Source organism: Pseudomonas sp. ATCC 43928 (assembly GCF_005938665.2).
Taxonomy (GTDB): domain Bacteria; phylum Pseudomonadota; class Gammaproteobacteria; order Pseudomonadales; family Pseudomonadaceae; genus Aquipseudomonas.
This window is the reverse complement of record NZ_CP041753.1, coordinates 5896363-5920705: the sequence shown is the minus strand read 5'-3', so window position 1 is coordinate 5920705 and position 24343 is coordinate 5896363. Positions and strand designations below refer to the sequence as shown.

18 protein-coding genes are annotated in these 24343 nt (G+C 60.5%); 7 read left to right on the top strand and 11 right to left on the bottom strand.

Features of this window, described 5'->3' with window-relative positions:
• Window positions 1-91: 91 nt before the first annotated feature.
• Window positions 92-979, bottom strand: coding sequence for a (2E,6E)-farnesyl diphosphate synthase (gene ispA, locus FFH90_RS27260; RefSeq protein ID WP_064620644.1), 888 nt, complete (start codon window positions 977-979; stop codon window positions 92-94).
• Entirely contained in the window at window positions 976-1218 is a 243-nt protein-coding gene (locus tag FFH90_RS27255) for an exodeoxyribonuclease VII small subunit (protein WP_007894317.1), read from the bottom strand. The genes ispA and FFH90_RS27255 overlap by 4 nt, the downstream gene beginning before the upstream one ends.
• A 508-nt stretch (window positions 1219-1726) precedes the next feature.
• Between FFH90_RS27255 and FFH90_RS27245 the strand changes: the two genes are divergently transcribed.
• Genes FFH90_RS27245 through FFH90_RS27220 form a run of 6 tightly spaced genes read left to right on the top strand, consistent with a single transcriptional unit; the run spans window position 1727 to window position 11916 of the window.
• Entirely contained in the window at window positions 1727-2518 is a 792-nt protein-coding gene (locus FFH90_RS27245) for a YfaP family protein (RefSeq protein WP_138866364.1), read from the top strand.
• Between the two features lie 48 nt (window positions 2519-2566).
• The gene (locus tag FFH90_RS27240; protein WP_138866363.1) at window positions 2567-4279 is read left to right on the top strand and encodes a DUF2138 domain-containing protein; all 1713 of its coding nucleotides are present in this window, start codon (window positions 2567-2569) and stop codon (window positions 4277-4279) included.
• The gene (locus FFH90_RS27235) at window positions 4249-4914 is read left to right on the top strand and encodes a DUF1175 family protein (RefSeq protein WP_064620638.1); all 666 of its coding nucleotides are present in this window, start codon (window positions 4249-4251) and stop codon (window positions 4912-4914) included. Before FFH90_RS27240 ends, FFH90_RS27235 begins: the two co-directional genes overlap by 31 nt.
• 11 nt (window positions 4915-4925) lie before the next feature.
• Window positions 4926-9485 carry an alpha-2-macroglobulin gene (locus FFH90_RS27230; RefSeq protein WP_372240831.1) on the top strand — a complete coding sequence of 1520 codons (4560 nt, stop codon included), beginning with the start codon at window positions 4926-4928 and terminating at the stop codon, window positions 9483-9485.
• Window position 9486: 1 nt separating this feature from the next.
• Complete coding sequence (locus FFH90_RS27225; protein WP_138866361.1) at window positions 9487-11106, top strand: DUF2300 domain-containing protein; 1620 nt, start codon at window positions 9487-9489, stop codon at window positions 11104-11106.
• A 3-nt stretch (window positions 11107-11109) separates the two neighbouring features.
• Window positions 11110-11916, top strand: a complete 807-nt coding sequence (locus FFH90_RS27220) for a YfaP family protein (protein ID WP_138866360.1) — start codon at window positions 11110-11112, stop codon at window positions 11914-11916.
• Between the two features lie 543 nt (window positions 11917-12459).
• Here FFH90_RS27220 and FFH90_RS27215 read toward each other — a convergent pair.
• The 9 genes from FFH90_RS27215 to FFH90_RS27175 all read right to left on the bottom strand — a co-directional run bounded on the left by FFH90_RS27215 (window position 12460) and on the right by FFH90_RS27175 (window position 21854).
• Window positions 12460-13206 carry a S24 family peptidase gene (locus FFH90_RS27215; protein WP_086945945.1) on the bottom strand — a complete coding sequence of 249 codons (747 nt, stop codon included), beginning with the start codon at window positions 13204-13206 and terminating at the stop codon, window positions 12460-12462.
• A gap of 228 nt (window positions 13207-13434) precedes the next feature.
• Window positions 13435-13962: an inorganic diphosphatase gene (ppa, locus tag FFH90_RS27210; RefSeq protein WP_007933577.1), complete on the bottom strand. Its 528-nt coding sequence runs from the start codon at window positions 13960-13962 to the stop codon at window positions 13435-13437.
• Between the two features lie 114 nt (window positions 13963-14076).
• Window positions 14077-14889 (bottom strand): zinc-dependent peptidase, encoded by an 813-nt coding sequence (locus FFH90_RS27205; protein WP_086945944.1) that lies wholly within the window; start codon window positions 14887-14889, stop codon window positions 14077-14079.
• A 6-nt stretch (window positions 14890-14895) separates the two neighbouring features.
• Complete coding sequence (locus FFH90_RS27200; RefSeq protein ID WP_138866359.1) at window positions 14896-15552, bottom strand: DedA family protein; 657 nt, start codon at window positions 15550-15552, stop codon at window positions 14896-14898.
• 268 nt (window positions 15553-15820) lie between these two features.
• Window positions 15821-16282, bottom strand: coding sequence for an N-acetyltransferase (locus FFH90_RS27195; protein ID WP_018925733.1), 462 nt, complete (start codon window positions 16280-16282; stop codon window positions 15821-15823).
• A 113-nt stretch (window positions 16283-16395) separates the two neighbouring features.
• The gene (gene eutC, locus FFH90_RS27190) at window positions 16396-17220 is read right to left on the bottom strand and encodes an ethanolamine ammonia-lyase subunit EutC (RefSeq protein WP_168206187.1); all 825 of its coding nucleotides are present in this window, start codon (window positions 17218-17220) and stop codon (window positions 16396-16398) included.
• Between the two features lie 8 nt (window positions 17221-17228).
• Window positions 17229-18623: an ethanolamine ammonia-lyase subunit EutB gene (locus FFH90_RS27185; protein ID WP_018925735.1), complete on the bottom strand. Its 1395-nt coding sequence runs from the start codon at window positions 18621-18623 to the stop codon at window positions 17229-17231.
• 119 nt (window positions 18624-18742) lie between these two features.
• Window positions 18743-20113 carry an ethanolamine permease gene (gene eat / locus FFH90_RS27180; protein WP_019581359.1) on the bottom strand — a complete coding sequence of 457 codons (1371 nt, stop codon included), beginning with the start codon at window positions 20111-20113 and terminating at the stop codon, window positions 18743-18745.
• Window positions 20114-20333: 220 nt separating this feature from the next.
• Window positions 20334-21854: an aldehyde dehydrogenase family protein gene (locus FFH90_RS27175; protein WP_018925737.1), complete on the bottom strand. Its 1521-nt coding sequence runs from the start codon at window positions 21852-21854 to the stop codon at window positions 20334-20336.
• 452 nt (window positions 21855-22306) lie between these two features.
• Here FFH90_RS27175 and FFH90_RS27170 point away from each other — a divergent pair, with 452 nt between their 5' ends.
• On the top strand, window positions 22307-24220 hold the full coding sequence (locus FFH90_RS27170; protein ID WP_018925738.1) for a sigma-54-dependent Fis family transcriptional regulator: 1914 nt from the start codon (window positions 22307-22309) through the stop codon (window positions 24218-24220).
• The last annotated feature ends 123 nt before the right edge of the window (window positions 24221-24343 follow it).

Genomic DNA, 24343 nt, shown 5'->3' with positions numbered 1-24343 from the left:
CAGGCGAATCGTTATAGGTATAAAAGATGCGGCAGTTTACCTGATGCATCGCCCCCTGCCCACGCGTTGGTCTTTTTTGGCGGATACGCCGTCAGTTGCGGCGGTCAACGATGTACCGGGCCAGATCGCGCAAGGGCTCGGCTGCCGCGTCAAACGGTCGCAGCGCGTGCAGGGCCTGGTCGCGCAGTTCCAGAGCGTAGGCCTTGGCCACGTCGAGACCGAGCAGTGCCGGGTAGGTCGGCTTGTCCCGGGCGATGTCGGCGCCCTGGCGTTTACCTAGGGTGGCGGTGTCACTTTCGACGTCGAGAATGTCGTCCTGGACCTGAAATGCCAGGCCGATGGCCTGTGCATAACTTTGCAGCGACTTCAGTTCGTCCTTCTCGGCACGGCCACTGGCCAGGGCACCGAGTTTGACGCTGACTTCGATCAACGCGCCGGTCTTGTGCCGATGCATGTATTCAAGGGCTTTTTGATCGAGCTTCAGTCCCACCGAGCCAAGATCGATGGCTTGCCCGCCGACCATGCCCGCCGGGCCTGCCGCCAGCGCCAGGGCGCTGACCATCTGCAGCCGGGTTTCGGTATCCGACGAGCTCAGGCGTGGGTCGAGCAGGGCGCTGAAGGCCAGGCTCTGCAAACCGTCGCCGGCGAGAATCGCGCAGGCTTCGTCGAATTTCTTGTGGGTGGTCGGCTGGCCGCGACGCAGGTCGTCATCGTCCATGGCCGGCAAATCGTCGTGCACCAGCGAATAGGCATGGATCAGCTCAACCGCGCAGGCTGCGCCGTTGGCTTGCTCGGCCTTGCCGCCCAGCGCTTCACACGCGGCGTAGGCCAGCAGCGGACGTACGCGCTTGCCGCCATTCATCACGCTGTAGCGCATGGCTTCATAGAGGCGGGCGAGCTCAGGGCTCGGCGGGTTGAACAGGGTTTCCAGTGCTGCATTGACGCGGGCCTGGCTGGCTGCCGAATACGCTGCAATCATTCTGGCTGATCCGCGTCGAAGGGTTCCTCGGCCAACTCGCCATCACGCTCGAGCAGCACTTGAACCTTCTGCTCGGCCTGGGCCAGCGCCGCCTGGCAATCACGGGTCAGCCCGATGCCCTGCTCGAAAGCGGTCAGCGAGTCTTCCAGCGACAATTCGCCGTTCTCCAGACGCTCCACCAGCGTTTGCAGGTCAGCGAGGGATTGTTCGAAATCCAGTGCAGCTTTTTTGCGGGCCATGGCGGCTATTTCCGGTTGACGTTAAACCGGCGCGACACTAGCAGACATGGGGGGTATGGGCAAATGAGCTGGGCCATTTGGAGCAGCAGTTCCGGGGTGACAACACACCTTGGGGCGAGGGAGCTTGCTCCCGTTCGGCTGCGCAGCAGTCGCGAGCCTCTGGACGCGGTAGGCCTGAATAAACGCGATGTATGGTTTTGGGGCCGCTACGCTACCCAGCGGGAGCAAGCTCCCTCGCCACAGATGTATGTCGTCTATATAGGTTGTGTGGATTATTCGGCTCACTTTATGAGCCGAATAAGATCGCTATTCGGCTCACGCCCAACAAACACCGTGATTCTCACCGCAAATATAGATGTATCTGATTGTTAAAAAACTGCCGAATGGCTAATCTTCGCGCCTTCAACGACCCTATATTCAGGGTCTTCTGACGAAACGCAGTTTTTTTGATCTGTAACGCGCCGAGGATCAGGCGCCAGGTTTCGTTATGCATGGCAGGAGGCGTCACATGCGTTGGGTTCTTTCACTGCTGATTACGCTGGTTTGCGCTCAAGTGGCGCGGGCCGAGCCCATGGCCGAGCTATCGGAACCGGTGGGCGGCTGGCGCTATCACGGCTTGCTGGACCGCAGTGAAAACCCTCGCGTCGCCTATCCCACACCGCCCATCGACCGGGGCGTGCAGCGCAATCGCACAATGATCGAAGGCCAGCTCAAGGCCCTCGGCACGCTCCGTCCGCCCCACAGCCTGGCGGTCAACGGCAATCCCCTGAATCTGTACACCGACGATCAAGGGCGTTTTGCCCGCCCGTATGCGTTCGGCGCCGGTTCCAACAGCGTCGAAGTGCGCAGTTCCGAGGGCAAGTCGCTCAAGCGCGTTCAATTCTATGAAGCCAATAACCTGCGCACCCCGGCGCGGATTCGCGTGGTGCTGGGCTGGGACGATCCCAAGGCCGAACTCGACCTGCACATCATTACCCCCGACGGCCAGCACGCGTTCTGGGCCAGTCCGGCGATGAGCAACGGCGGTGGGCTGGACCCGGACGGTGTCGATGGCCCTGGCCCTGAAATGTTCACCATGACTGCGCCGATGCACGGCACCTATCTGGTTTACGTGAACTATTGGGGCAACTACGGCAGCGGCGGCTATAACTTCGATGAGAACAGCAACCAGAACGAGGTGATCACCTCGCAAATCAATCTGGTGCTCAATGAAAACACCGTCGACGAAAAACGCGAGACGTTCATCGTGCCCTTGCGGGCGATCGGCGACCTGCTGCTGGTCAAGACTTTCAACTATTAAACATCCCGCACCTCGGTTGAATTCAGCCTTGTGAAAATGAGCGTGAACATGAGTGATAACACTGTTTCCCCGGCCGCCGACGCACCCGCTGCCAAACCTCCTCGCCGCTGGCCAGCGCTGGTGATCGGGCTATGCCTGGTGGCCGGAGTGGCGGGCGGATTGGGCTGGTTCCTGCACAAACCCAAGGCCCCGCCTGCGCAGTTGGCCAGTGACAAACTGGGCATGAGCCGGCCGGACGGTCTGCTCGAAACACATTCCTTGAGTCAGCTGCCCAAGGATTTGCTGGCCGTGCCGTTCCTCAAGGAAACCCTGACCGAAGATTTCGTCTTCTATTACGAAGCTCACGCCGACCGTCTCGGTTTGATTGGCAGTCTGCGGCGGATTATTTACGAGCATGACCTGAAGCTGCAGGACAGCCTGATCGAGCAGCTCTTCGACCAACCGGCGGATGTGGCGCTGTGGCGTGGGGCGGATGGGCGTCTCAAGGATTTCCTGTTGGTGATGGATCGCGGCGGACTGGCCAAGGTGCTGGAGCCGCTGGCGAAAGTGGCGCTGGATGATTCGCAACTGAGCAAGCTCGGCGAAGTGAAAGTCGGTGCCGACGCCGTCACCCTCTATCAGCTCAACTACAACGCCAGCAAGTCGTTGGTGTTTGCTTCCCATGGCGACAAATTGGTGGTGCTGTCCAATCCGGCCAAACTCTACGACCCGGATAACGGGGCTTTGGAGGAAACCGGCGGCGTTTCGACCAAGGCGATCGCCGCCTTGCTCAACGGCGACAAACTGTTCCCCGAAGCCTTCGGCCTGCCGCCGCGTGCGCCCGAGGTAAAACAACGCCTCTCGGTCAACTCCAGCGTGTTGGCCATGGGTTATCAGCGCTTCATCCCGAACTTTGCCGGCCTGCGTTTCGACATGGATGACAAGGGCTGGCACAGCTTCCTCGCCATGGACGAACTGGACAAGCAGCCGGACTTCGACTTCAAACCGATCTGGCAAGCCATGCCGATGGGCGCCAGCGCTTGCGTGGCCTTGCCGTTGGCCGCCGAACAACAGAAACCGCTGCTGGTGAAACTTGGCGCCGAAGAGTCCGTGGCCCAGGCCCTGACCGAACATATGGCCGGTGCCGCCGGCCTGTGCTGGTACGCCGATTCGCGGCTGTACACGCCGCTGCTGGTGGCCAGCCTGAATGACGATGACAGTGCCAAACTCGACGGTGACTTGGGCAACCTGTTCGGCTCGATGGTCGGTGCCTACGAAGGCAATGTTGCCGAGCACGCATTCCCGGTGGTCGAGAAACAGGACGGTAAAACCCACCAGTGGCAGCGCCAGGTCAGCTCCAACTTCGGCCCCTATAAGGCCAAGGATGCCGAGCAGCCGGACGCGATCACCGGCAAAGCCTTCATGCGCGTCAGTCTGGCGCGCCACGGTTCGACGCTGCTGTTCTCCCTCGACGACAAACTCGTCGACAAAGCGCTGGGCACCCTCGACAAACGCTTCCCGCCGCTGGCTGACGTGCTGCCGAAAGACCTGCTGATGCCGATCTATTTCGGCCCCGACTCCATGGCGCAACTGATGCAGCAGGAAACCCTCGACAGCCTGCCGCAGGACATGGAACCGGTGTTCTACAACGCCGCGCAAACCTACCTGATCCCGAAACTGCGCACCCTTGGCGGCTACGGCAAATACGCCCTGACCTTGCCCAAAGGCAGCGAGCCCGACGGCCATTGGCAATGGCTGCCGCTGGAGTGGAAAGCCCTGTGACCGCACTCATCCGAGGCCTCGGCTTGCTGGCGTTGCTGCTGGGGACCCGCACATTCGCCAGCGAAGCCGCCGCGCTCGACCCGCAGCAATCCCAGGTATTCCGTGCCTGGTTCGTGCGCATCGCCCAGGAACAATTGACCCAAGGCCCGAGCCCGCGCTGGTATCAGCAGGACTGCGCCGGGCTAGTGCGGTTTGCCGCCAACGAAGCGCTGAAAGTCCATGACGACAAATGGCTGCGCAGCAATGGCCTGTCCAACCGCTACCTGCCGCCGGAGTTGCAGCTGAGTGACGCCCAACGCGGCCTCGCCCAGCAATGGCAGCAGGGCGGCGGCAAGGTCGGGCCCTACGTCAACGCGATCAAACTGATTCAGTTCAACAGTCATCTGGTCGGCCGCGACCTGGCCCAGGCCCGGCCCGGCGACCTGATGTTTTTCGATCAGGGCGATGACCAGCACCTGATGATCTGGATGGGCCGCTTCATCGCCTATCACACCGGCACCACCACCCCCACCGACAACGGCATGCGCTCCGCAAGCCTGCAGCAACTCATGACATGGAAGGACACCCGATGGATACCCGACGCAGCCAACCCCAACTTCATCGGCGTCTATCGACTGAACTTTCTCTCCCAATGATCGGTGCCCGCATGCTGCGCATTTGCTCAAAACTGCCTCTTTTGCTTGCGTTGGTTCTGCCGCTGTCGGCAGTCAACGCCGAAGACACCGTCGAGCCGAGCGGCTATACGCCGGTGGCCGGTGAAAGCTTTTTCCTGTTGGCCGACAGCAGTTTCGCCAGCGACGAACAAGCGGTGGTACGCCTCGAAGCGCCGGGTCGTGACTATCGCCGGTTCCGCATGGAGCCTTACGGCGGTGCGGACATTCGGGTGTATCGCATCGACAAGCCGCTGGATTTCCTCAAGCGCCAGAAGAACCTGCACCGTGTGGTCAGCGACGGCCAGTTCAAGGGCGAAGGCCTGTCGAACACCCTCGCGTACCTGTGGGACAACTGGTACCGCAAATCCCGTCGGGTGATGCAGCGGGCGTTTTCCTACGAGTCGCGTAAACAAGTCACCGAGGAAGTGCCGGAACTGAAGATGGGCACCGCCATCGCCGCGCCAACGCCCTACGACGCACAGCCACAATTCGCGTTGATTCCGGGCCTGCCGGTGGTCAGTCAATTCCGTTATCCGCTGTGGCAAGCCAAACCGATCCAGCCGCCTGAAGGCGTGAAGTTGGTTGGTTCTTCCAGCGAGTTCGTCAGCGTCTCGCCGGGCAACGTGTACATCCCGTTGGGCAACCTGAAACCGGGCCTGTATCTGGTGGAAGCGCTGATCGGCAAGTACCGCGCGACCACCATGGTGTTCGTCTCCAACACCGTGGCCGTGAGCAAGATTGCCGGTGATGAATTGCTGGTGTGGGCTGCGCGCAAACACGAAGGCAGTTCGGTGCCCAAGGTTAATGTGCTATGGACCGACGGCCTGGGCGTGATGAGCAGTGGCGCTACCGATGCCGATGGTTTGCTGCGCCTGAAACACGTCAGCCCCGAGCGTTCGTTCGTGATCGGCGAGGACGAAGAGGGCGGGGTGTTCGTCTCCGAGAACTTCTATTACGACAGCGAAATCTACGACACCAAACTCTATGCGTTTACCGATCGACCGCTGTACCGGCCGGGTGATTGGGTGTCGTTGAAAATCGTTGGTCGCGAGTTCAAGAATGCCCGGGACTCCGTGGCGCCGACCGCTGCCGATGTCAATGTGACGGTGCTCGATGCCACCGGTACTGCGCTGCAGTCGTTGGCGTTGAAGCTCGATTCCAAGGCCGGCACCCAGGGCCGTTTCCAGTTGCCGGACAATGCGGTGGCGGGCGGTTATGAGCTGCGTTTCAGCTACAAGGATCAGGCCTACAGCAGCGCCTTCCGCGTGGCTGAGTACATCAAGCCGCACTTCGAGATCTCCCTGAACCTGGCCAAGCAGGATTACCGTACCGGCGAGCCGGTCAAAGGCAGCCTGGTGTTGTTGTACCCGGACGGTAAACCGGTGGCCGACGCCAAGGTGAGCCTGAGCCTGCGCGCCCAGCAGTTGTCGATGGTCGATAACGAACTGCAATACCTGGGGCAATTCCCGGTGGAGCTGACCAGCGCCGAACTGACCACCGACGCCAAGGGCAACGCGACGCTTGACCTGCCCGCCGCCGAGAAACCGAGCCGCTACATGCTCACCGTGTTCGCCAGTGATGGCGCGGCGTACCGGGTCAAGACCACCAAGGAAATCCTCATCGACCGTGGTGCCGCCAGTTTCCGCCTGAGCGCGCCGCAACGGTTCAGCGCGGTGGGCGACAAGGTTGCCTTCAGCTATGCCAACGAAGGTGGCAGCGAGCAGAGCAAAGCGGTCAACCCGAGCAGCTACAGCTGGGTGCGACTCGAAGATCAGACCACTGGCGAAGGAAAACTCGCCGCCAAGGACAAAGGCTTCAGCCTGGCCTTCGACCGTCCGGGTACTTACAACCTGACGCTGAAGGATGATCATGGCCGCGTGCTTGGCGCGACCGGTCATTCGGTCACGGGTGATGGCGTCAAAGCCGTGCCCGGCACCGTGGAAATCGTCCTCGACAAACCCGAGTACAAGGCTGGTGACGAAGCCCTCGCGTTGATCACCTTCCCCGAGCCGGTCAGCGATGCGTTGTTGTCGCTCGAGCGCGACAAGGTCGAGGCCACGGCGTTGCTGTCCAAGGGTGGCGACTGGCTGAAGATGGAAAAACTCAGCGACACCCAATACCGCGCGCGCATCGCGGTGAAGGACAACTTCGCGCCGAACCTGACGTTCTCCGTGCTCTATACCAAGGGCGGTCAGTACAGCTTCCAGAACGCCGGTATCAAGGTGGTCGCGCCACAGATCGATGTGGCGATCACTACCGACAAAGAGGCGTATCAACCCGGCGATACCGTGTCCGTGGACCTCTCCACCCAGTTCGCCGGCAAGCCGATTCCGGCGCACCTGACGGTCAGCGTGGTCGACGAAATGATCTACGCGCTGCAACCGGAAGTGGCGCCGACCATCGACCAGTTCTTCTACCACCCGCGCCGCAACAACGTGCGCACCAGCGCCAGTTTGTCGTTCATCAGCTACGACGTGGCACTGCCGGGCAGCCCGGGCGCGCCGGGCAAAGCCAACCGCAGCGAGCGTGGGGTGAAAGTGCTGGAGCGGCCGCGTCGTGAAGACGTCGACACCGCCGCGTGGCAGCCGGAATTGATCACCGACGCCAACGGCAAGACCCGCTTCACCTTCAAGATGCCGGACTCCTTGACCCGCTGGCGCATCACCGCCCGCGCCATCGCCGATGACGGTCAGGTCGGGCAGAAGAAGCAATTCGTGCGCTCGGAAAAACCGCTGTACCTGAAGTGGAGCGGCCCGACCAAATTCCGTAACGGCGACAAACCGGATCTTGGCGTATTCGCTTTCAGTCAGGCCGAGAAACCGGTCAAGGCTGAGCTGGTGATTCATTACGCCGGTGCCGAGCAACGTGTGCCGGTCACACTGAACAACGGCGTCAACTACGTCCCATTGCCGGCATTCACATTGGCCAATGGCGATTGGACCGCCGAGCTGGTGCAGGATGGCAAAACCGCTGACGCCTTGGCCGTACGCCTGACCGCGACTGGCGAAGGCTGGCAGGTGACCCAGAGCCAAAGCCTGGACGCGGTCAGCGGCGACACGCCGTTGACCTTGCCGACGGACGCCACGGATATTCGCCTGCGTCTGGATGACAGCCCGCAAGCGGTGTTCCGTTCGGCCCTCGACGATCTGCTGAGCTATCCGTATGGCGGTGTCGAACAAACCGCCAGCCGTCTGCTGCCGCTGAGCATCGCCTATCCAACGCTGTCGTCGAACCCGCAGATCCGTGATCGCTTGCGTTTGATCATGCAGAACAGCCGCCTGCGTCTGGTGCAAATGGCCGGGCCGTCGGCGTGCTTCACTTGGTGGGGCTTTGACGGCGAGCCGGATGCATTCCTCACCGCTTACGCCTATTACGCCGACTGGCACGCCAGCAAAGTGCTGGAACTGAGCCTGCCGCCGGAGCACTGGCAGCGGGTGTTGGAGGTGTACGCGAAACAGGCGCAGAACACACCACTGTTGCAGCGGGCGTTGATTCTGTCGTTTGCCAAACAGATGCAATTGCCGGTGAACACGCTGCTCAGCGGTTTGATCGACGACCTGGTGAAAGCCGGCGAAGGCAATGCCGCGAGCGTGATGGACGATGGCGCAGAGAGCCTGGTCATGAACGATCCGGATTCGGCCTTGGGGCTGGCCAGTGCTCGGGTGTTGACCGCGTCTTTGGCGCGTCAGGCCAAGGTCAATCTGCCGCCGGCGTTCAGTCGTCAAGTGGATGCTGCGCAACAGCAAGTGGCCGCCAGCGCTCAACCGTTTGTCGAAGCCCTGAACCTGTCACTGCAAGCTTTCGATCAGGCTCATGCGCAAGCGTTGTTGCAACGCCTGTTGCCACAGCAATCGACCCTGGAACGCGCGTTGGCGCTGACCTGGTTGCAACGCAGCATCGAGCAGGCCTCTCCGACCATCGCATTGGCACCGGGTGAGGGCTGGAAGAAACGTTACAGTGATACCGGTGAGATGTATTGGACGTGGCAGGGCTCTTCGCCAGTGCCGGCGGCATTGTCGCTGAGCGGAACGCAAGAGCGCCCGCTACGGGCCATGTTGAGCTTTCAGACCAAACAACCGGCAATCGATCCGATGGCGGTGACCATCACCCGTCGCCTGTCGCGTCTGGTGCCGGGTGATGAAGCGTTCGAATTCAAACTCGAAGCGGTCGGCACCAAGCCGTTATCCAGCGACAGCCTGTACCTGGACGAAGTAATCATCACCAGCAAAGCGGCGAAACCGCTGCGCTACGGCATGCTCGAAGTGCCGCTGCCACCGGGTGCGGACGTCGAGCGCACCACGTGGGGCATCAAGCTGATGGGCAAGGCCGGCACCGAGCCGACCGCGCTGGAGAAAGCCCGTTTCGAGCCGGGGCAAATGGCGTATGCGGTGCCAGTGGATGCGCTGAGCGGCGAGTTGCGCCTGCGTCATCTGGTGCGCTTCTCGCAAAAAGGCCAGTTCAACCTGCCGCCGGTGCGTTTCACGCAGGTCTACGCGCCACAGCATCAGGCTCAGGAACAGAAACCGGCACTCGGTCAGGTCACGGTCAACTGACATGACCCGGTGTCTGGTCTGGTGGTTGCTGTGTTTGATCTCTGCGCTGGCGACAGCGCAGGACGAGCCGCTGCGCCTGGGCTTCAAGGGTGAATTGCTTGCGTTGAGCCAGACTCAGGTGATCTCGCGTGAGCCATTGCCTGATGATTTGCAGACGCCGTTGGGCAGCTTGTGGAAGCTGTTTGTCTACGGTTGGCTGGTGGACACCGGCGCGCGCGAACCCGCTTATGAATGTCGCGGGCAATCGAAGGAAGAAGTTTATTGCTGCACGGCGGGCGGCACGATCGGGCGTGATCAGGCGTTGGTGAAGTCTTGCGGCTTGTACTTTGAGCCTGCGCGCCTGGGCATTGCCGGCGCACAGTGGCGCGAGTATTGGCAGGCCAGACAAGCGCCGAAATGGTTGCTGGATTTGCCGTCGTTGCAACCGCAGACCCGGGTTTCGGTGGCTGAGCTGCTGAAGGTGCTGGCCGTAATGCCCGCGCAGAATCAGGCCCGAAGGGTATTGCTCGATGTGGTGCTTAATGCCGCGGACGGCAATGTCGTGGGTGAGCTCGGTGGTCGGTTGCGGGTGAAAACCTGGAGTTGGCTGGGGGATCAGGATCCTTCGTCACGCCAGGGCGGATTCGCAGGCTGGACGGTAGACGGCACGCCGATCTGGGCCGGTGGGCGTGGCACCAGCCAAATGGTGTTGCGCCATTATGGTCAGTCGCTGGCGACGGTGCTGCCCTCGTCGTGGCCAGCCGAGGCAGGGAAGTGCGTTGAGGTCGGTCTGTTCGCGCGTTATCCACTGAAACGCGTGCTGTCGGGGGATCGCGTTGTAGCGCCCGGCCCTTTGCAAGGCGACTACCGCGTCGAGTTCGCCAACGGCAATCAACTCGATATCCACAGCGACGGCGAGTTGTTCTTGCTCAAAGACAAACTCATCGCCCGCCTCGATCGTGAAGAATACGTCGCCCGGGTCCTGCAGCGTGAAGCCAGGCCTGAACCCGTCGAAGCGGCCAAAGCCCTGGCCGTCGCAATCCGCACCTACCTGCTGCAAAACGCCACTCGCAACGGCGACTGCCTGAGCATCGATGACAGCAGCAGTCGACAGCGCGTCGCGCCACGTCCGGCCGCCACTGAGTCGCGCAATATCGCCTCGTGGACCAGCGATCTGGTTCTCGCAGGCAGCAACGTCACCTATCACTCCGACCAACCGGGGCCGGACAAACTCTCCTGGCAGCAAGCCGTCGAACAAGCCAATGCCGGCCAACGCTACGACGCCATCCTGCTGCATGCCTACCCGCGCGCCAGTCTCAGTCGTTGGGACAACCCGGTCGCCTCCTGCGAAGCGCTGCCCGCCGCGCAAGACTGGCTGCAAAACCAGCGCCGCGGCTGGCGCCAACGACTCGAAAGCGAAGTCGGCTACAACGAAGTCAGCACCTTTGCGGTCTGCCGCCTGGCCTTTGGTCGTCCGTTTGTCGACCGCGAACGCCAGCGCATCTACGTACGCGGCGTGCTGTCGTTGCAAGACCGCCTCGACCTGACCCACGAATACCTGCACCTGGCCTTCGAAGCACACCCTAACGGCCAGGATGAAACCTACATCGAAGGGCTCGCCCGTCACCTCTTGCTGGAATAGGCCATGAAACTCCGTTATCCACAGGTCTTGCTGTTGTTTTGCGCTTTTTGCGTACTGCCAGCGACATTTGCCGCCGTCAAACTTGATACGCCCATTGGCGGCTGGCGTACCGGCGCCCCTGAAGGCGAAGGTGAAAGCTTTCGTCAGACGGTCAATTACCCGGCGTCGTCGGTCAACACCCCGGTGGGCCAGGCCAACACCGCGCGCATTACCGGCCAGATCCAATCCACCCCCAAGAGCAATGAACCCGGCAAGCTGATCGTCAACGGCGTCAGCATGCCACTGAAGATCGACCCCGCCGGTCACTTCGACCGCCCGTTCTCATTCCCCAAAGGCAGCAACAGCGTTGAAGTCCGCAGCCCCGATGGCCAACAACGCCACCGCACGCAGTTCCTCAACGCCAACGGCGGCGCTACCCCGGCCAAGTTGCGGGTGCTGCTGGCCTGGGACAGCGACGGCACGGACCTGGACTTGCACCTCATCACCCCCGATGGCGCACACATCTGGTACGGCGACCGTGTCGCGCCCAATGGTGCGGCGCTGGATGTGGACGTGACCACCGGCTACGGCCCGGAAATCTTCGCCATGCCCGCGCCGATCAAGGGGCAATACCTGGTGTACGTGAACTACTACGGCGGCGGGTATCGCAGTGATGACGAAGGGCAGGAGGATGCGGTCCAGCCGCTGACCACCGCGCAAGTGACGGTGATTACGGAGGAGGGGACGCCAGATGAAAAAATGGAAACGTTCCTGGTTCCGATGCGGGCGGTGGGGGAGTTGACGTTGGTTAAGGGGTTTAGTTATCCGTGAGGGGGGATCGTCTCGGCACTGCTGAGACCTTTATCCCATCCGTATCAGCTGCCGAGCCTGCGAGGCTGCGTTCGAGCCGGGGTCGCGCTCGACCGAAGTCCTCGCATATCCGCTGTACACGGTCTTCCTGAAAGAACCGGTTGCCTGATTTTACGACTGCTTCGTGGCCGGACGCAGGCTTCGCCGGCTGCTACAAGGAGTGCGGTGCTTGATGAGGGGGCTGAGGTTGGTTTGGGGGAGGGCGCAGGATTATTCCGGGCATTAAAAAGCCGGCTTGTGGCCGGCTTCTCGGGGACTGGCTTGGTTTATTTTTGGTAAACCGCGCCAGCCTTCAAAACGTACACCCGGATCTTGCGTCCGGCTGTGGGACTTGGCGAGAAAGTGATCTGCCTTGTCGGTGCGATCTGAGCCTTGGAAAGGGTCGATGCGCAAATGTGGGGCGCAGCATACTGATTTTTTTGAGGAATTCCCAGCTTGGTGTGCGGGATAGAGCGATTGCGCTGAGGCGTAGCAGCTGCCGAAGGCTGCTACAGGGCTTCGTATTTACAGGAACGGTACGGACGGTCTGCGTTTGTTGAGCGTCGACCACCAGAACACCCATCCCAATACCCTGATGTTCTGCTTGTCGATCTGCTCGGCATTGAAGATCTCATCCGGATACTCAGCCCTGTTGTGGCTGCGCAACCGCAGCGCATTTCCCGGCATCCGGTGCAGGTATTTGATTCGCAACATCCCGTCATGCTCGATCGCATAGATCTCGCCATCGATAATCTGCGTAAGCCCGCGATCAATGGCGAGGGTAGAACCGTCTTCAATCTTTTCGGCCATGCTGTTGCCGATCATGTGGGTGCAGATGGCATTGGCATGTTTGATTTCCAGGGAGTCGAGGTGGCTGTGGGGCAGGCGGATGGATTGGCCGGGGTCCTCGACGACGTGGGTTTTGTTGGAGCCTGGGGCGGTGGCGGTCTCTTTGAAGAAGGGCAGTTCGACGTCGATGGGTTCGATCACCGTGTAGATGCCCCGGATGGCTTGGGCGTCGAAGGTGTTGCCGGACTCGTCGAGCACACGCAGGCGTGAGGACTCTTTAGGGCCTTCGCCGGTTTTCAGCCAGTCACTGTTGACAGACAGAAGTCGGGAGACTTCTTCCATGCGATAAGCGGGCACACCACGGGTGTACCAGTTATGGATGTTTTGCGCTTCCGTGTCGAAGAAAGCGGCAAATCCTGTCGTTGTGATGTTGGCTGCTTCGAGGAGCGCTCTGAACCGTGGGCCGCTAGTGTTCTTTTTCATAAACACGAGTCTACGGGCGCAGGCTGGGGGTTTGAATAAACGACCCGTTCAAATTTCGAGGGAAATTTAAGACCGGATGTAAGACGCTTTTCGTAAAAAATAAACAGGCAAACACCCAGGCCGAAATGCTCAAAACTCATTGTTAAAAGCGTTCCAGGCAGGCACAAAAAACCCCGGATCAACCGGGGTTTTTCTTGAAGCGTGAGGCTAGAAACTAACCGTTGCTTCTCAGCCTTTGTAGGCAGCGACCGACTTGGTGATCGCGGCGCGGGCGGCGTCTGCGCCGTCCCAGCCTTCGATTTTCACCCATTTGCCTTTTTCGAGGTCTTTGTAGTTCGCGAAGAAGTGCTCGATCTGCTGGATCAGCAGGGCTGGCAGGTCGGTGTATTCCTTCACGTCCACGTACAACTGGGACAGCTTGTCGTGTGGGACTGCGATGACTTTGGCATCGCCGCCGCCGTCGTCGGTCATGTTCAGGATGCCGACTGGACGCGCGCGGATCACCGAACCTGGAGCAACCGGGTAAGGAGTCACGACGAGCACGTCGAGGGGATCACCGTCGTCAGCCAGGGTGTTCGGGATGTAACCGTAGTTGGCCGGGTAGAACATTGGGGTGGCCATGAAACGGTCAACGAACAGGCAATCGCTGTCTTTGTCGATTTCGTATTTGATCGGCGCGTGGTTGGCCGGGATCTCGATCGCGACGTAGATGTCGTTCGGCAGGTCTTTGCCAGCCGGAATCTTGCTGTAGCTCATTGGGCGGTGCCCCCGTTAGTTGACCAAAAACACTTGGCCGGATTGACCAAAAAGTGGCGGCGATTATAGGCATATTCCGCCGTTGATGCCATGCACCTAAGGGTCGTAGAGACCTTAGTCGCGTGCCTGATAGACCGGGTCTTCGGCCAGAAGTTGCCGTAGACGGGCCAGCGGATCCTGACGGTAAAACAACTTCAACTGTTCGTAGACCTGTGGATAAGCCTCGTAAAGCAGATCCGGGGCGCTGAAGAAGTATTCGCTGGTGACCGCGAAGAACTCGGCGGGGTTTTCCGCGGCGTACGGGTCGATGGCGGTTTCAGCGTCCGGGTTGCGCTCCAGTTGCCGGTCGAGGTCGTCATAGGCTTCCTGCATGACCTTGGCCCAGTCGCTGACGCGCATGTCGGCGTGCAGCGGTGGCAGGCCATTGGCGTTGCCGTTGAGCATGTCGAGCTTGTGTGCGAGTTCGTGGATCACCAGGTTGTAGCCTTCCCAGCCACCGCTGGCCATCACGCCGGGCCAGGCGAGGATGATCGGGCCTTGCTGCCAGGCTTCGCCGCTGTGTTCACCATCCCATTCGTGTTCGACGCCGCTGGCATCGCGATGGCGCTGGGGGCTGAGGAAATCGTCGGGGTAGAGGATGACTTCGTGAAAGCCCTGATACCAGTTCAGATCACCCAAATGCATGAGCGGTAATTGGGCCTGGGCGGCGAGCAGCAGGCGCTGCTCCTGGTGGAGTTCGACGCCGGGCAGGGCGGTCAGGTGTTTGTCTTGCAGGAACAGCACGCTGGCTTCGCGCAGCCACTGGTCTTCGGCCGCGCTGATGCCATCGAGGAAGCTCAGGTGATGGCGCACCCGTTGCCACATGTCGTCGGCAATCGGATGCCTGGCCAGGGTGCGCCGGCGTCGCCAGGCGCTAAGGGACCACATCGTCAGTCAGCGGGGTTCGGCTTTGGATGCAGCATTAGCGAGACGGCTGCGGATCACGCCAATGATCATCGGTAGCAGCGACACCAGGATGATACCCACCACCAGCAGCGACAGGTTTTTCTTGATGAACGGTACGTTGCCGAAGAAGTAACCGAGGGTTACCAGGCCACCCACCCAGAGGATGGTGCCTAAAATGCTGAAGGCAAAGAAACGCGGGTAAGGCATTTTGCCAACGCCGGCGACGAACGGAGCAAAGGTACGGATGATTGGCATGAAGCGCGCCAGGGTCACGGTTTTGCCGCCATGTTTGTCGTAGAAATCGTGGGTTTGTTGCAGGTAATCGCGGCGGAAGATTTTCGAGTTCGGGTTACTGAACAGCCGTTCGCCGACGGTGCGGCCGATTACGTAGTTGGTGCTGTCGCCGAGGATCGCCGCCAGCATCAGCAGGCCGCCCAGCAGTACCGGATCCATGCCGCCACCGGCCGCCACGGCGCCTGCGATGAACAACAGGGAATCGCCCGGCAGGAACGGCATCACCACCAGTCCGGTTTCGCAGAAGATCACCATGAACAGGATGGCGTAGATCCATGCTCCGTAGTTGTTCACCAGCATCTCGAGGTAAACATCGAGATGCAGAATAACGTCGATCGGGTTGAAATCCATGGAAAGCACCTGTGGTGATGGCCCGACTCAGCAGGCCTGTGCGGATAGCTTCGCGTAAGACTACAGCGGGGTGTGATTTTTCTTACGAGCCGTGAGGTGTGGGCATTATACGGGGTGAAAAGTGAAAAACGCGTCGAGTTTGTAGCGAGGAATGTCGATGTGTTTCAGGGTTTGTCGGAAAAGGTCGCAGCCTTCGGTAGCACCTACAGCTTCGAGGTTGCCTCGGTCGATGCAGGCGCTGCCGAAGGCTGCGATCTTCTTGGTGAGCTTAAAGTTCGTCACTGATCGGCAATACGTAATTCTTGAACTCGGTGTCTTCCCTGAACCCGATGGATTCGTAGGTTTTCTGCGCGACTTCGTTGTTGCTGCTGGTGGAAACGCGCATGCGCACGGCATTGGTTTCCTTGGCCATTTTCTTCGCGGTGCGGATCAGGTTGTCTGCCACTAACTGGCGGCGGGCGTCTTCGGCGACGTAGATGTCGTTGAGGATCCACACGCGTTTGAGCGAAAGAGACGAGAAGCTCGGGTACAACTGACAGAAACCCAGCAGTTTGTTGTTGTCGTCATCGGCCAGGGCCAGGTAGATCACCGACTCTTTGCGCCGCAGGCGCTTTTCGAGGAACGCTCGGGACGAGTCCGGATACGGCAGGGAACCGTAAAACTCGCGATATTTGACGAACAACGGGGTCAGCAGGTCCAGGTGTTCGAGGGTCGCTTGAATAATCCGCATGGTAGGTCTCGTCTTCAAGTGGCTGTCTTACGTGGTGACGGCGACAGGAAACCCTTGGCGGCCGTGCATCGATCCTGCCTTAAACCAGAATAGAAACGCAATGCGGAAACGGTTCAGGCATCCGACGGACTGAGTAGGAAATTACCTTTCAAACCTGCTCCTGTGTCCGACTCCAGCGTCTGAATCTGGGCTTCGTCCTTCAGATTGACCCCCGATAACTGCCGCCGACAGGCTTCGCGCATCAAATACAGCAAACGGTGTGCCGCCATGCCGTAACTCAAGCCTTCGAGCCGGACATTCGAGATGCAGTTGCGGTAGGCATCCGTCAGTCCGACCTTGGGATTATAGGTGAAATACAGCCCCAGGCTGTCTGGAGAGCTTAATCCAGGGCGTTCGCCGATCAGAATGACCACCATTTTTGCACCCAGCAGCTCGCCAATCTCGTCAGCCACCGCAACCCGGCCTTGTTCCACCAGAATCACCGGCGACAGGGACCAGCCTTCGATAGCTGTCTGTTCTTCCATGCGTGCCAGAAACGGCAAGGTGTGGCGATGAACGGCCAGTGCCGAGAGACCATCGGCCACCACAACAGCCAGATCCACCCCGCCTGGATGGGCTCGCGAGTAATCACGCAGAGTCTGCGCTGACTCATCACTCAACTTGCGCCCCAAATCGGGGCGCTGCAAATAGCTGTTCCGATCCGTGGCGGCACTGTGCAGCAGCAAACTCTCACGCCCACGCTCGGTCAGTTGCGAACTGAGCGCCGAGTGATCGAATGGCAGGTGCACCGCATCCCGGGCTTGGGCATGGGCGTACTGGAAATCCAGCTGCGCGCGGGTCGGCATGCTGGTGCCGGTACGGCCGAGGGCAATGCGTGCCGGGGTCAGGCGGCGCAGTTCCAGCAGTGGGTTCTGCGGATCGACAGGTGGTTCATACATATAAACACTCATCCCAGTTGCGCCAATGCCTGGCGGAACGCCGGTGGCAGGCTGTTGCCGAAGTGAATTTTGCCGTCCGCCTGGGTGAAGATGCCCATGTTCGCCAGCCACTGTTCAAACTCCGGCGCCGGTTTCAGGCCCAGGGTTTGCCGGGCGTAGAGGGCGTCGTGGAACGAGGTGGTCTGGTAATTGAGCATGATGTCGTCGGAGCCGGGGATGCCCATGATGAAGTTAATCCCGGCTACGCCCAGTAAGGTCAGCAGAGTGTCCATGTCGTCCTGGTCGGCTTCGGCATGGTTGGTGTAACAGATATCGCAGCCCATGGGGACGCCCAGCAGCTTGCCGCAGAAGTGGTCTTCGAGGCCGGCGCGGATGATCTGTTTACCGTTATAGAGGTATTCCGGGCCGATGAAGCCTACGACGGTGTTCACCAGAAACGGTTTGAAATGCCGTGCCACGGCGTACGCGCGGGTTTCACAGGTCTGTTGATCGATGCCGTGGTGGGCGTTGGCCGACAAGGCACTGCCTTGGCCGGTCTCGAAATACATCAGGTTTTGGCCCAATGTGCCGCGATTCAGGCTCAAGCCCGCGTCGTAGCCTTCCTGTAAAACGTTGAGGTTGATGCCGAAACTGGCGTTGGCCGCTTCGGTGCCGGCAATCGACTGGAACACCAGGTCCAGCGGAACCCCGCGATTGACCGCCTCGATGGAGGTGGTGACGTGGGTCAGCACGCAGGCCTGTGTCGGAATGTCGTAGCGCTGGATGATCGCGTCGAGCATTTCCAGAATGGCGCAGATCGAAGCGATGCTGTCGGTGGCCGGGTTGATGCCGATCATCGCGTCGCCGTTGCCGTACAGCAGGCCGTCGAGAATGCTGGCGGCGATGCCGGCCGGTTCGTCGGTGGGGTGATTGGGTTGCAGGCGCGTCGAGAGCCGGCCGCGCAGGCCCAGGGTGCCGCGGAACTTGGTGACCACGCGGATTTTCTGCGCCACCAGCACCAGATCCTGCACGCGCATGATCTTCGACACGGCGGCGACCATTTCCGGGGTCAGGCCGGGGGCGAGGGCGCGCAGGCTTTGTTCATCGGCGGCTTCGCTGAGCAGCCAGTCGCGGAAACCGCCGACGGTGAGGTGGCTGACCGCTTTAAAAGCCTGTTTGTCGTGAGTGTCGATGATCAGTCGGGTGACCTCATCGGCCTCGTAAGGAATCAGCACTTCCTCCAGGAAGTGGGCCAGCGGGGTGTCGGCCAGGGCCATCTGCGCGGCCACCCGCTCGCCATCGTTGAGGGCGGCAACGCCGGCCAGAAAGTCCCCGGAGCGCGCCGGGCTGGCTTTGGCCATGACCTCCTTGAGGCTGTCGAAGCGGTAGGTTTGGGCGCCGACGGTATGGGCAAATACGGCCATGGGACGGTGTCCTCCTGATTCAATAAATATCTCAAATGCACCACTAAACCCCTGTGGGAGCGGGTTCTGGTGCACTTCAATAGGGCTGGCGCCGGGAATCAGCCCGGCGCCGGTGCATTTCAGACGCCTTCGAGCATCGCATCTGCCGGCGCATCGGCGCGTTGCTTGGCGGTCAGTTGGAAATACAGGTAACCGGCCACCATGAAACCGAGGAACACACAGCCGATCAGCGCGTTGAACCAGGCCATCGCCACCAGGCACACCACCGCCAGAAACAGCGCGATCCCCGGTACGATCGGGTAGCCCGGCGCGCGGAAGGTGCGCTCCAGGTTGGGTTCGGTTTTACGCAGTTTGAACAGGCTCAGCATACTGATGATGTACATCACGATGGCGCCGAATACCGACATGGTGATCATTGCAGCCGTCAGCGTCATGCCTTGCAGGTTGACCAGGCCATCGCTGTAGATCGCCGCGATACCGATCACGCCGCCCGCCAGGATCGCCCGGTGCGGGGTCTGGAAGCGCGACAGTTTGGCCAGGGAGGCCGGCAGGTAACCGGCGCGAGCCAGGGCGAAGAACTGCCGCGAATAACCCAGAATGATCCCGTGGAAGCTCGCCACCAGGCCAAACAGACCGATCCACACCAACATGTGCATCCAGCTCGAGTTGTTGCCGACCACGGCTTTCATCGCCTGAGGCAGTGGGTCGTTGATGTTCGACAGTTGGCGCCAGTCGCCGACACCGCCGGCCATGACCATCACGCCGATGGCGAGGAACACCAGGGTCAGAATGCCGCTGACGTAAGCCTTGGGAATCGTGCGTTTCGGGTCCTTGGCCTCTTCGGCGGCCATGGCTGCGCCTTCAATGGCGAGGAAAAACCAGATCGCGAACGGGATGGCCGCAAAGATGCCGGGAATCGAGGCCATGCTGAATTCGTTGGCGCCCGACCAGCCGTTGAGCACGAAGTTACTGAAGCTGAAGCCCGGTGCGACCACACCCATGAACACCAGCAATTCGGCGACGGCAAGCACAGTGACCACCAGTTCGAAGGTGGCCGCGATGCTCACGCCGAGGATATTCAGGGTCATGAACACGAAATAGGCGCCAACAGCGGCGATCTTCGGGTCCAGTTCCGGGTATTGCACATTGAGGTAGGCGCCGATGGCCATGGCAATTGCCGGTGGCGCAAAGACGAATTCGATCAGGGTGGCGATGCCGGCGATCAGTCCGCCTCGCTCGCCGAAGGCTCGGCGGCTGTAGGCAAACGGCCCGCCAGCGTGGGGAATGGCGGTGGTCAATTCGGTGAAACTGAAAATGAAGCAGGTGTACATCGTCGCCACCATCAATGCGGTGACGAGAAAACCCAGGGTACCTGCGGTGCCCCAGCCATAACTCCAGCCGAAATACTCGCCGGAAATCACCAGGCCGACGGCAATGCCCCATAGATGCAGGGTGCCGAGTGTGGGTTTGAGCTGTGTAGTAGAAGTCATAGGTCCTCTCTGCGTAGTAGAAGTCATAAGTCCTCTCTGTCTTTTTTATTGTTTGATTTGTTGGACTTTCGGGTATGGCATTCAGTGTGTAGAGCGGGCATGCAAAGCCAATGCCAGACCGGCAGAGCGATGAAAGAGGCGTTTAAGGGCACCATCGCGGGCTTGCCCGCGATGGCCTTCTGAAGGGCGATACAGAAATACCTGTATCGCCCCCCGGTTTTTAGAAGAAGCCCAACGGGTTGATGTCGTAGCTCACCAGCAGGTTTTTGGTCTGCTGATAGTGATCGAGCATCATTTTGTGGGTTTCACGGCCGACGCCGGACTTCTTGTAACCACCGAACGCGGCGTGTGCCGGGTACAGGTGGTAGCAGTTGGTCCACACGCGACCGGCCTTGATGGCGCGGCCCACGCGGTAGGCGCGGTTGATGTCGCGGGTCCAGAGGCCGGCACCCAGGCCGAACTCGGTGTCGTTGGCGATGGCCAGGGCCTCGGCTTCGTCCTTGAAGGTGGTGATGCTCACCACCGGGCCGAAGATTTCTTCCTGGAACACGCGCATTTTGTTGGTGCCCTTGAGCAGGGTCGGCTGGATGTAATACCCGGTCGCCAGGCTGCCCTCGAGTTTTTCCACCTTGCCACCGGTCAGCAGCTCGGCGCCTTCGCCCTTGGCGATGTCCAGGTACGAAAGGATTTTGTCGAATTGCTGCTCGGACGCCTGGGCGCCGACCATGGTGTCGGTGTCCAGCGGGTCGCCACGCTTGATCTGCAGGACTTTTTTCATGACAACTTCCATGAACTCGTCGTAGATCGACTCCTGTACCAGGGCGCGGGACGGGCAGGTGCAAACTTCGCCCTGGTTGAAGAATGCCAGCACCAGACCTTCAGCGGCTTTCTCGATGAAGGACGGTTCGGCCTGCATGACGTCTTCGAAGAAGATATTCGGCGACTTGCCTCCCAACTCCACGGTGGACGGAATGATGTTTTCGGCGGCGCATTTCATGATGTGCGAGCCGACTGGAGTCGAACCGGTGAAGGCGATTTTGGCGATGCGTTTGCTGGTGGCCAGGGCTTCACCGGCTTCTTTGCCGAAGCCTTGCACCACGTTGAGCACGCCAGGTGGCAGCAGGTCGCCGATCAGCTCCATCAGCACAGTAATGCCCAGCGGGGTTTGCTCGGCAGGTTTGAGGACAATGCAGTTACCGGCGGCCAGGGCCGGAGCGAGTTTCCAGGCGGCCATCAGAATCGGGAAGTTCCACGGGATGATCTGCCCGACCACGCCCAGCGGTTCATGGATGTGATAGGCCACGGTATTGCCGTCGATCTCGGCGGCGCTGCCTTCCTGGGCGCGGATGCAACCGGCGAAATAGCGGAAATGGTCGGCGGCCAGCGGGATGTCGGCGTTGAGGGTTTCACGCACGGCCTTGCCGTTGTCCCAGGATTCGGTGATCGCCAGCAGTTCCAGGTTCTGTTCGATGCGATCGGCGATTTTCAGCAGCACCAGCGAGCGTGCCTGGGCGGACGTGGCGCCCCAGGCATCGGCGGCGGCATGGGCGGCGTCCAGGGCTTTTTCGATGTCTTCGGCAGTGGAGCGCGGGAATTCGGCAATCGGTTGGCCGTTGACCGGCGAAGTATTGGTGAAGTACTGACCTTTGACAGGCGCGACGAACTCGCCGCCGATGTAGTTACCGTATTTGCTCTTGAACGAAACGATAGCGCCTTCAGTACCGGGGTGAGCGTAACGCATGATGGGTTTCTCCTTGGCTTTTGTGCTTATAAGGGAGGACGCGCCAGAGCGCGGTAACAAGCGTAGAGCAAAGGTTGGGCCACCGCCTCGCAAGTCAGTTAAATCAAGGGCTTGTGTATTTTTTGTCGGACGGCTGGGCGGTGCTTGTGACGCTTGCGGTACAACCCGTGTGACACTTTGTACCGCTTGTGGCACAGCCTGTGACCGATGGGTCTTGTCAGCATTGCAATGCGTCGATGGCTGGAGGATGCTGGGCCTCAAATGGCCCACAGGTAATCCTCTGTGGCGAGGGAGCTTGCTCCCGCTTGGCTGCGAAGCAGTCAAGAAATGTCTGCCGGTCATGATTTTTGGCGAGCGCTTCGCACTCGAGCGGGAGCAAGCTCCCTCGCCACAAGGTATGTGCCAGCCCCTTAAAGAGGGTTCAGCACAGCCCTCTGGGAGAATAATAAGAAATGCACGACAACCATTTGAGTCGCCATGCCCAGCAAGTGTTGACCGTGACCCAGGGTAAGTCCCACCTGCACGGTCCCGGCAGCGATCCGTCTATTGCCCGCTCCTGGCTGCGTTGCCTTGAGGACTATCACCTCGACCCGGCCCTGACCATGGCGCCGACGGTGCTGGAGCATGGCCGTCTCCTGGAAAGCCGCGAACGTTTGCAGCAAGTGCTGCAGATCGCCGGCAACGAAATGACCAGCCTCCACCAGCAACTCTCCGGCGCCGGCCACGCAGTGTTGCTGACCGACGCTCGCGGGGTGATCCTCAACTGCGTCACCGCGCCCGCCGAACGGAAGATTTTCGAACGCGCAGGCCTTTGGCTTGGCGCCGACTGGAGCGAAGCCTGCGAAGGTACCAACGGCATCGGCACCTGCCTGGTGGAGCGCCAGTCCCTGACCATTCACCAGGACGAACACTTTCGTGGCCGCCACACCGGCCTGACCTGCTCGGCAAGCCCGGTGTTCGACCCTCATGGTGAACTGTTGGCGGTGCTTGACGTGTCTTCGGCGCGTCATGAGGTTTCGCGGCAGAGCCAGTTTCACACCATGGCCCTGGTCAATCTGTCGGCGAAGATGATCGAGAGCTGTTATTTCCTGCGTTACTTCGACAATCAATGGCTGCTGCGTTTTCACTTGCAGGCCGAATCCGTCGGACTGTTCAGCGAAGGGCTGCTGGCGTTCGACGGGGAAGGGCGGATCTGTGCGGTCAACCAGAGCGCGCTGAATTTGCTGGGGCATATTCGTGGCGGCCTGTTGGGCCAGCCGGTGGAGGCGTTTTTCGACTGCTCGCTGAATGAGTTGCTCGGCCGCGCGAGCGCCAATGCCAGCGCCAGTTGGCCGTTGCGCACCCGCGACGGGCGGCGGCTGTTTGCTGTATTGCGTGGGCAGCCGCGCAGCATTCCTGCACCGGTGGTGCAAAGCCCGGCAGTGGCCGAGCGTCCACGGCTGTCGGGTATTTGCCTGGGCGATGCCGCGTTGCAGGAAGACTTCCGCAAGGCCTTGCGGGTGTTCGAACGGGACGTGCCGTTGCTGATCAACGGCGAAACCGGCTCAGGCAAGGAGGCTTTCGCCAAGGCCGTGCATCAGGCCAGTCAACGGGCGGAAAAATCGTTCGTCGCCCTCAATTGCGCGGCGATCCCCGAAAGCCTGATCGAAAGCGAGTTGTTCGGCTATCGCGGCGGCAGCTTCACCGGTGCCCGCAAGGAGGGCATGCGTGGCAAGTTGCAGCAGGCCGATGGCGGAACTTTATTCCTGGATGAAATCGGTGACATGCCGCTGAGCATGCAGACCCGGCTATTAAGGGTGCTGGAAGACCGTCAGGTGGTGCCGATTGGCGGCGAGCCGGAATCGGTCAATGTGCGGATCATCAGCGCCACTCACCGTAACCTGCTCGAAAGGGTGCAGGACGGCAGTTTCCGCGAGGATTTGTATTACCGGCTCAATGGGCTGGAAGTCGCATTGCCAGCGTTGCGCGAGCGCACGGATAAATCACAGTTGCTCGACTTTCTGTTGGCCGAAGAGGCGGGCGGGGAGACGGTATTGATTGATGCAGCGGCGCGGCAGGCCTTGCTGGATTTTGCCTGGCCGGGGAACGTGCGGCAGTTGCGCAATGTGCTGCGGACCCTGGCGGCGTTGTGTGACGGCGGTCGGATCGGGCTGGAAGATTTGCCGGCGATGATTCGTCAGGTCCGGCCGGTGACGGTGGCGACGATTGAAGCGCCGTCCGAGTATCCGTTGGACGATGCCGAGCGGTTGGCGTTGCTCAACGCACTGGAACAGCAGCGCTGGCACATGACCCACACCGCCGAACAGTTGGGTGTGAGCCGCAATACCCTCTACCGGAAGCTGCGCAAACACGGCATCGCACGATAGCCGTTTTTGTGGCGAGGGGGCTTGCTCCCTCGCCACAAAAAAATGCGCTCGATCAGCCAAGCGGTTGTGTCACGTTCAGCTAAAGAGTGCGATTTTCCCCTCCCTACGCTAACCTGCGGCCAT

Bases quoted from the DNA above. Each gene is read 5' to 3' on its own strand.
- ispA (WP_064620644.1), bottom strand. From the start codon at position 979: ATGATTGCAGCGTATTCGGCAGCCAGCCAGGCCCGCGTCAATGCAGCA.
- FFH90_RS27255 (WP_007894317.1), bottom strand. From the start codon at position 1,218: ATGGCCCGCAAAAAAGCTGCACTGGATTTCGAACAATCCCTCGCTGAC.
- FFH90_RS27245 (WP_138866364.1), top strand. From the start codon at position 1,727: ATGCGTTGGGTTCTTTCACTGCTGATTACGCTGGTTTGCGCTCAAGTG.
- FFH90_RS27240 (WP_138866363.1), top strand. From the start codon at position 2,567: ATGAGTGATAACACTGTTTCCCCGGCCGCCGACGCACCCGCTGCCAAA.
- FFH90_RS27235 (WP_064620638.1), top strand. From the start codon at position 4,249: ATGGCTGCCGCTGGAGTGGAAAGCCCTGTGACCGCACTCATCCGAGGC.
- FFH90_RS27230 (WP_372240831.1), top strand. From the start codon at position 4,926: ATGCTGCGCATTTGCTCAAAACTGCCTCTTTTGCTTGCGTTGGTTCTG.
- FFH90_RS27225 (WP_138866361.1), top strand. From the start codon at position 9,487: ATGACCCGGTGTCTGGTCTGGTGGTTGCTGTGTTTGATCTCTGCGCTG.
- FFH90_RS27220 (WP_138866360.1), top strand. From the start codon at position 11,110: ATGAAACTCCGTTATCCACAGGTCTTGCTGTTGTTTTGCGCTTTTTGC.
- FFH90_RS27215 (WP_086945945.1), bottom strand. From the start codon at position 13,206: ATGAAAAAGAACACTAGCGGCCCACGGTTCAGAGCGCTCCTCGAAGCA.
- ppa (WP_007933577.1), bottom strand. From the start codon at position 13,962: ATGAGCTACAGCAAGATTCCGGCTGGCAAAGACCTGCCGAACGACATC.
- FFH90_RS27205 (WP_086945944.1), bottom strand. From the start codon at position 14,889: ATGTGGTCCCTTAGCGCCTGGCGACGCCGGCGCACCCTGGCCAGGCAT.
- FFH90_RS27200 (WP_138866359.1), bottom strand. From the start codon at position 15,552: ATGGATTTCAACCCGATCGACGTTATTCTGCATCTCGATGTTTACCTC.
- FFH90_RS27195 (WP_018925733.1), bottom strand. From the start codon at position 16,282: ATGCGGATTATTCAAGCGACCCTCGAACACCTGGACCTGCTGACCCCG.
- eutC (WP_168206187.1), bottom strand. From the start codon at position 17,220: ATGTATGAACCACCTGTCGATCCGCAGAACCCACTGCTGGAACTGCGC.
- FFH90_RS27185 (WP_018925735.1), bottom strand. From the start codon at position 18,623: ATGGCCGTATTTGCCCATACCGTCGGCGCCCAAACCTACCGCTTCGAC.
- eat (WP_019581359.1), bottom strand. From the start codon at position 20,113: ATGACTTCTACTACACAGCTCAAACCCACACTCGGCACCCTGCATCTA.
- FFH90_RS27175 (WP_018925737.1), bottom strand. From the start codon at position 21,854: ATGCGTTACGCTCACCCCGGTACTGAAGGCGCTATCGTTTCGTTCAAG.
- FFH90_RS27170 (WP_018925738.1), top strand. From the start codon at position 22,307: ATGCACGACAACCATTTGAGTCGCCATGCCCAGCAAGTGTTGACCGTG.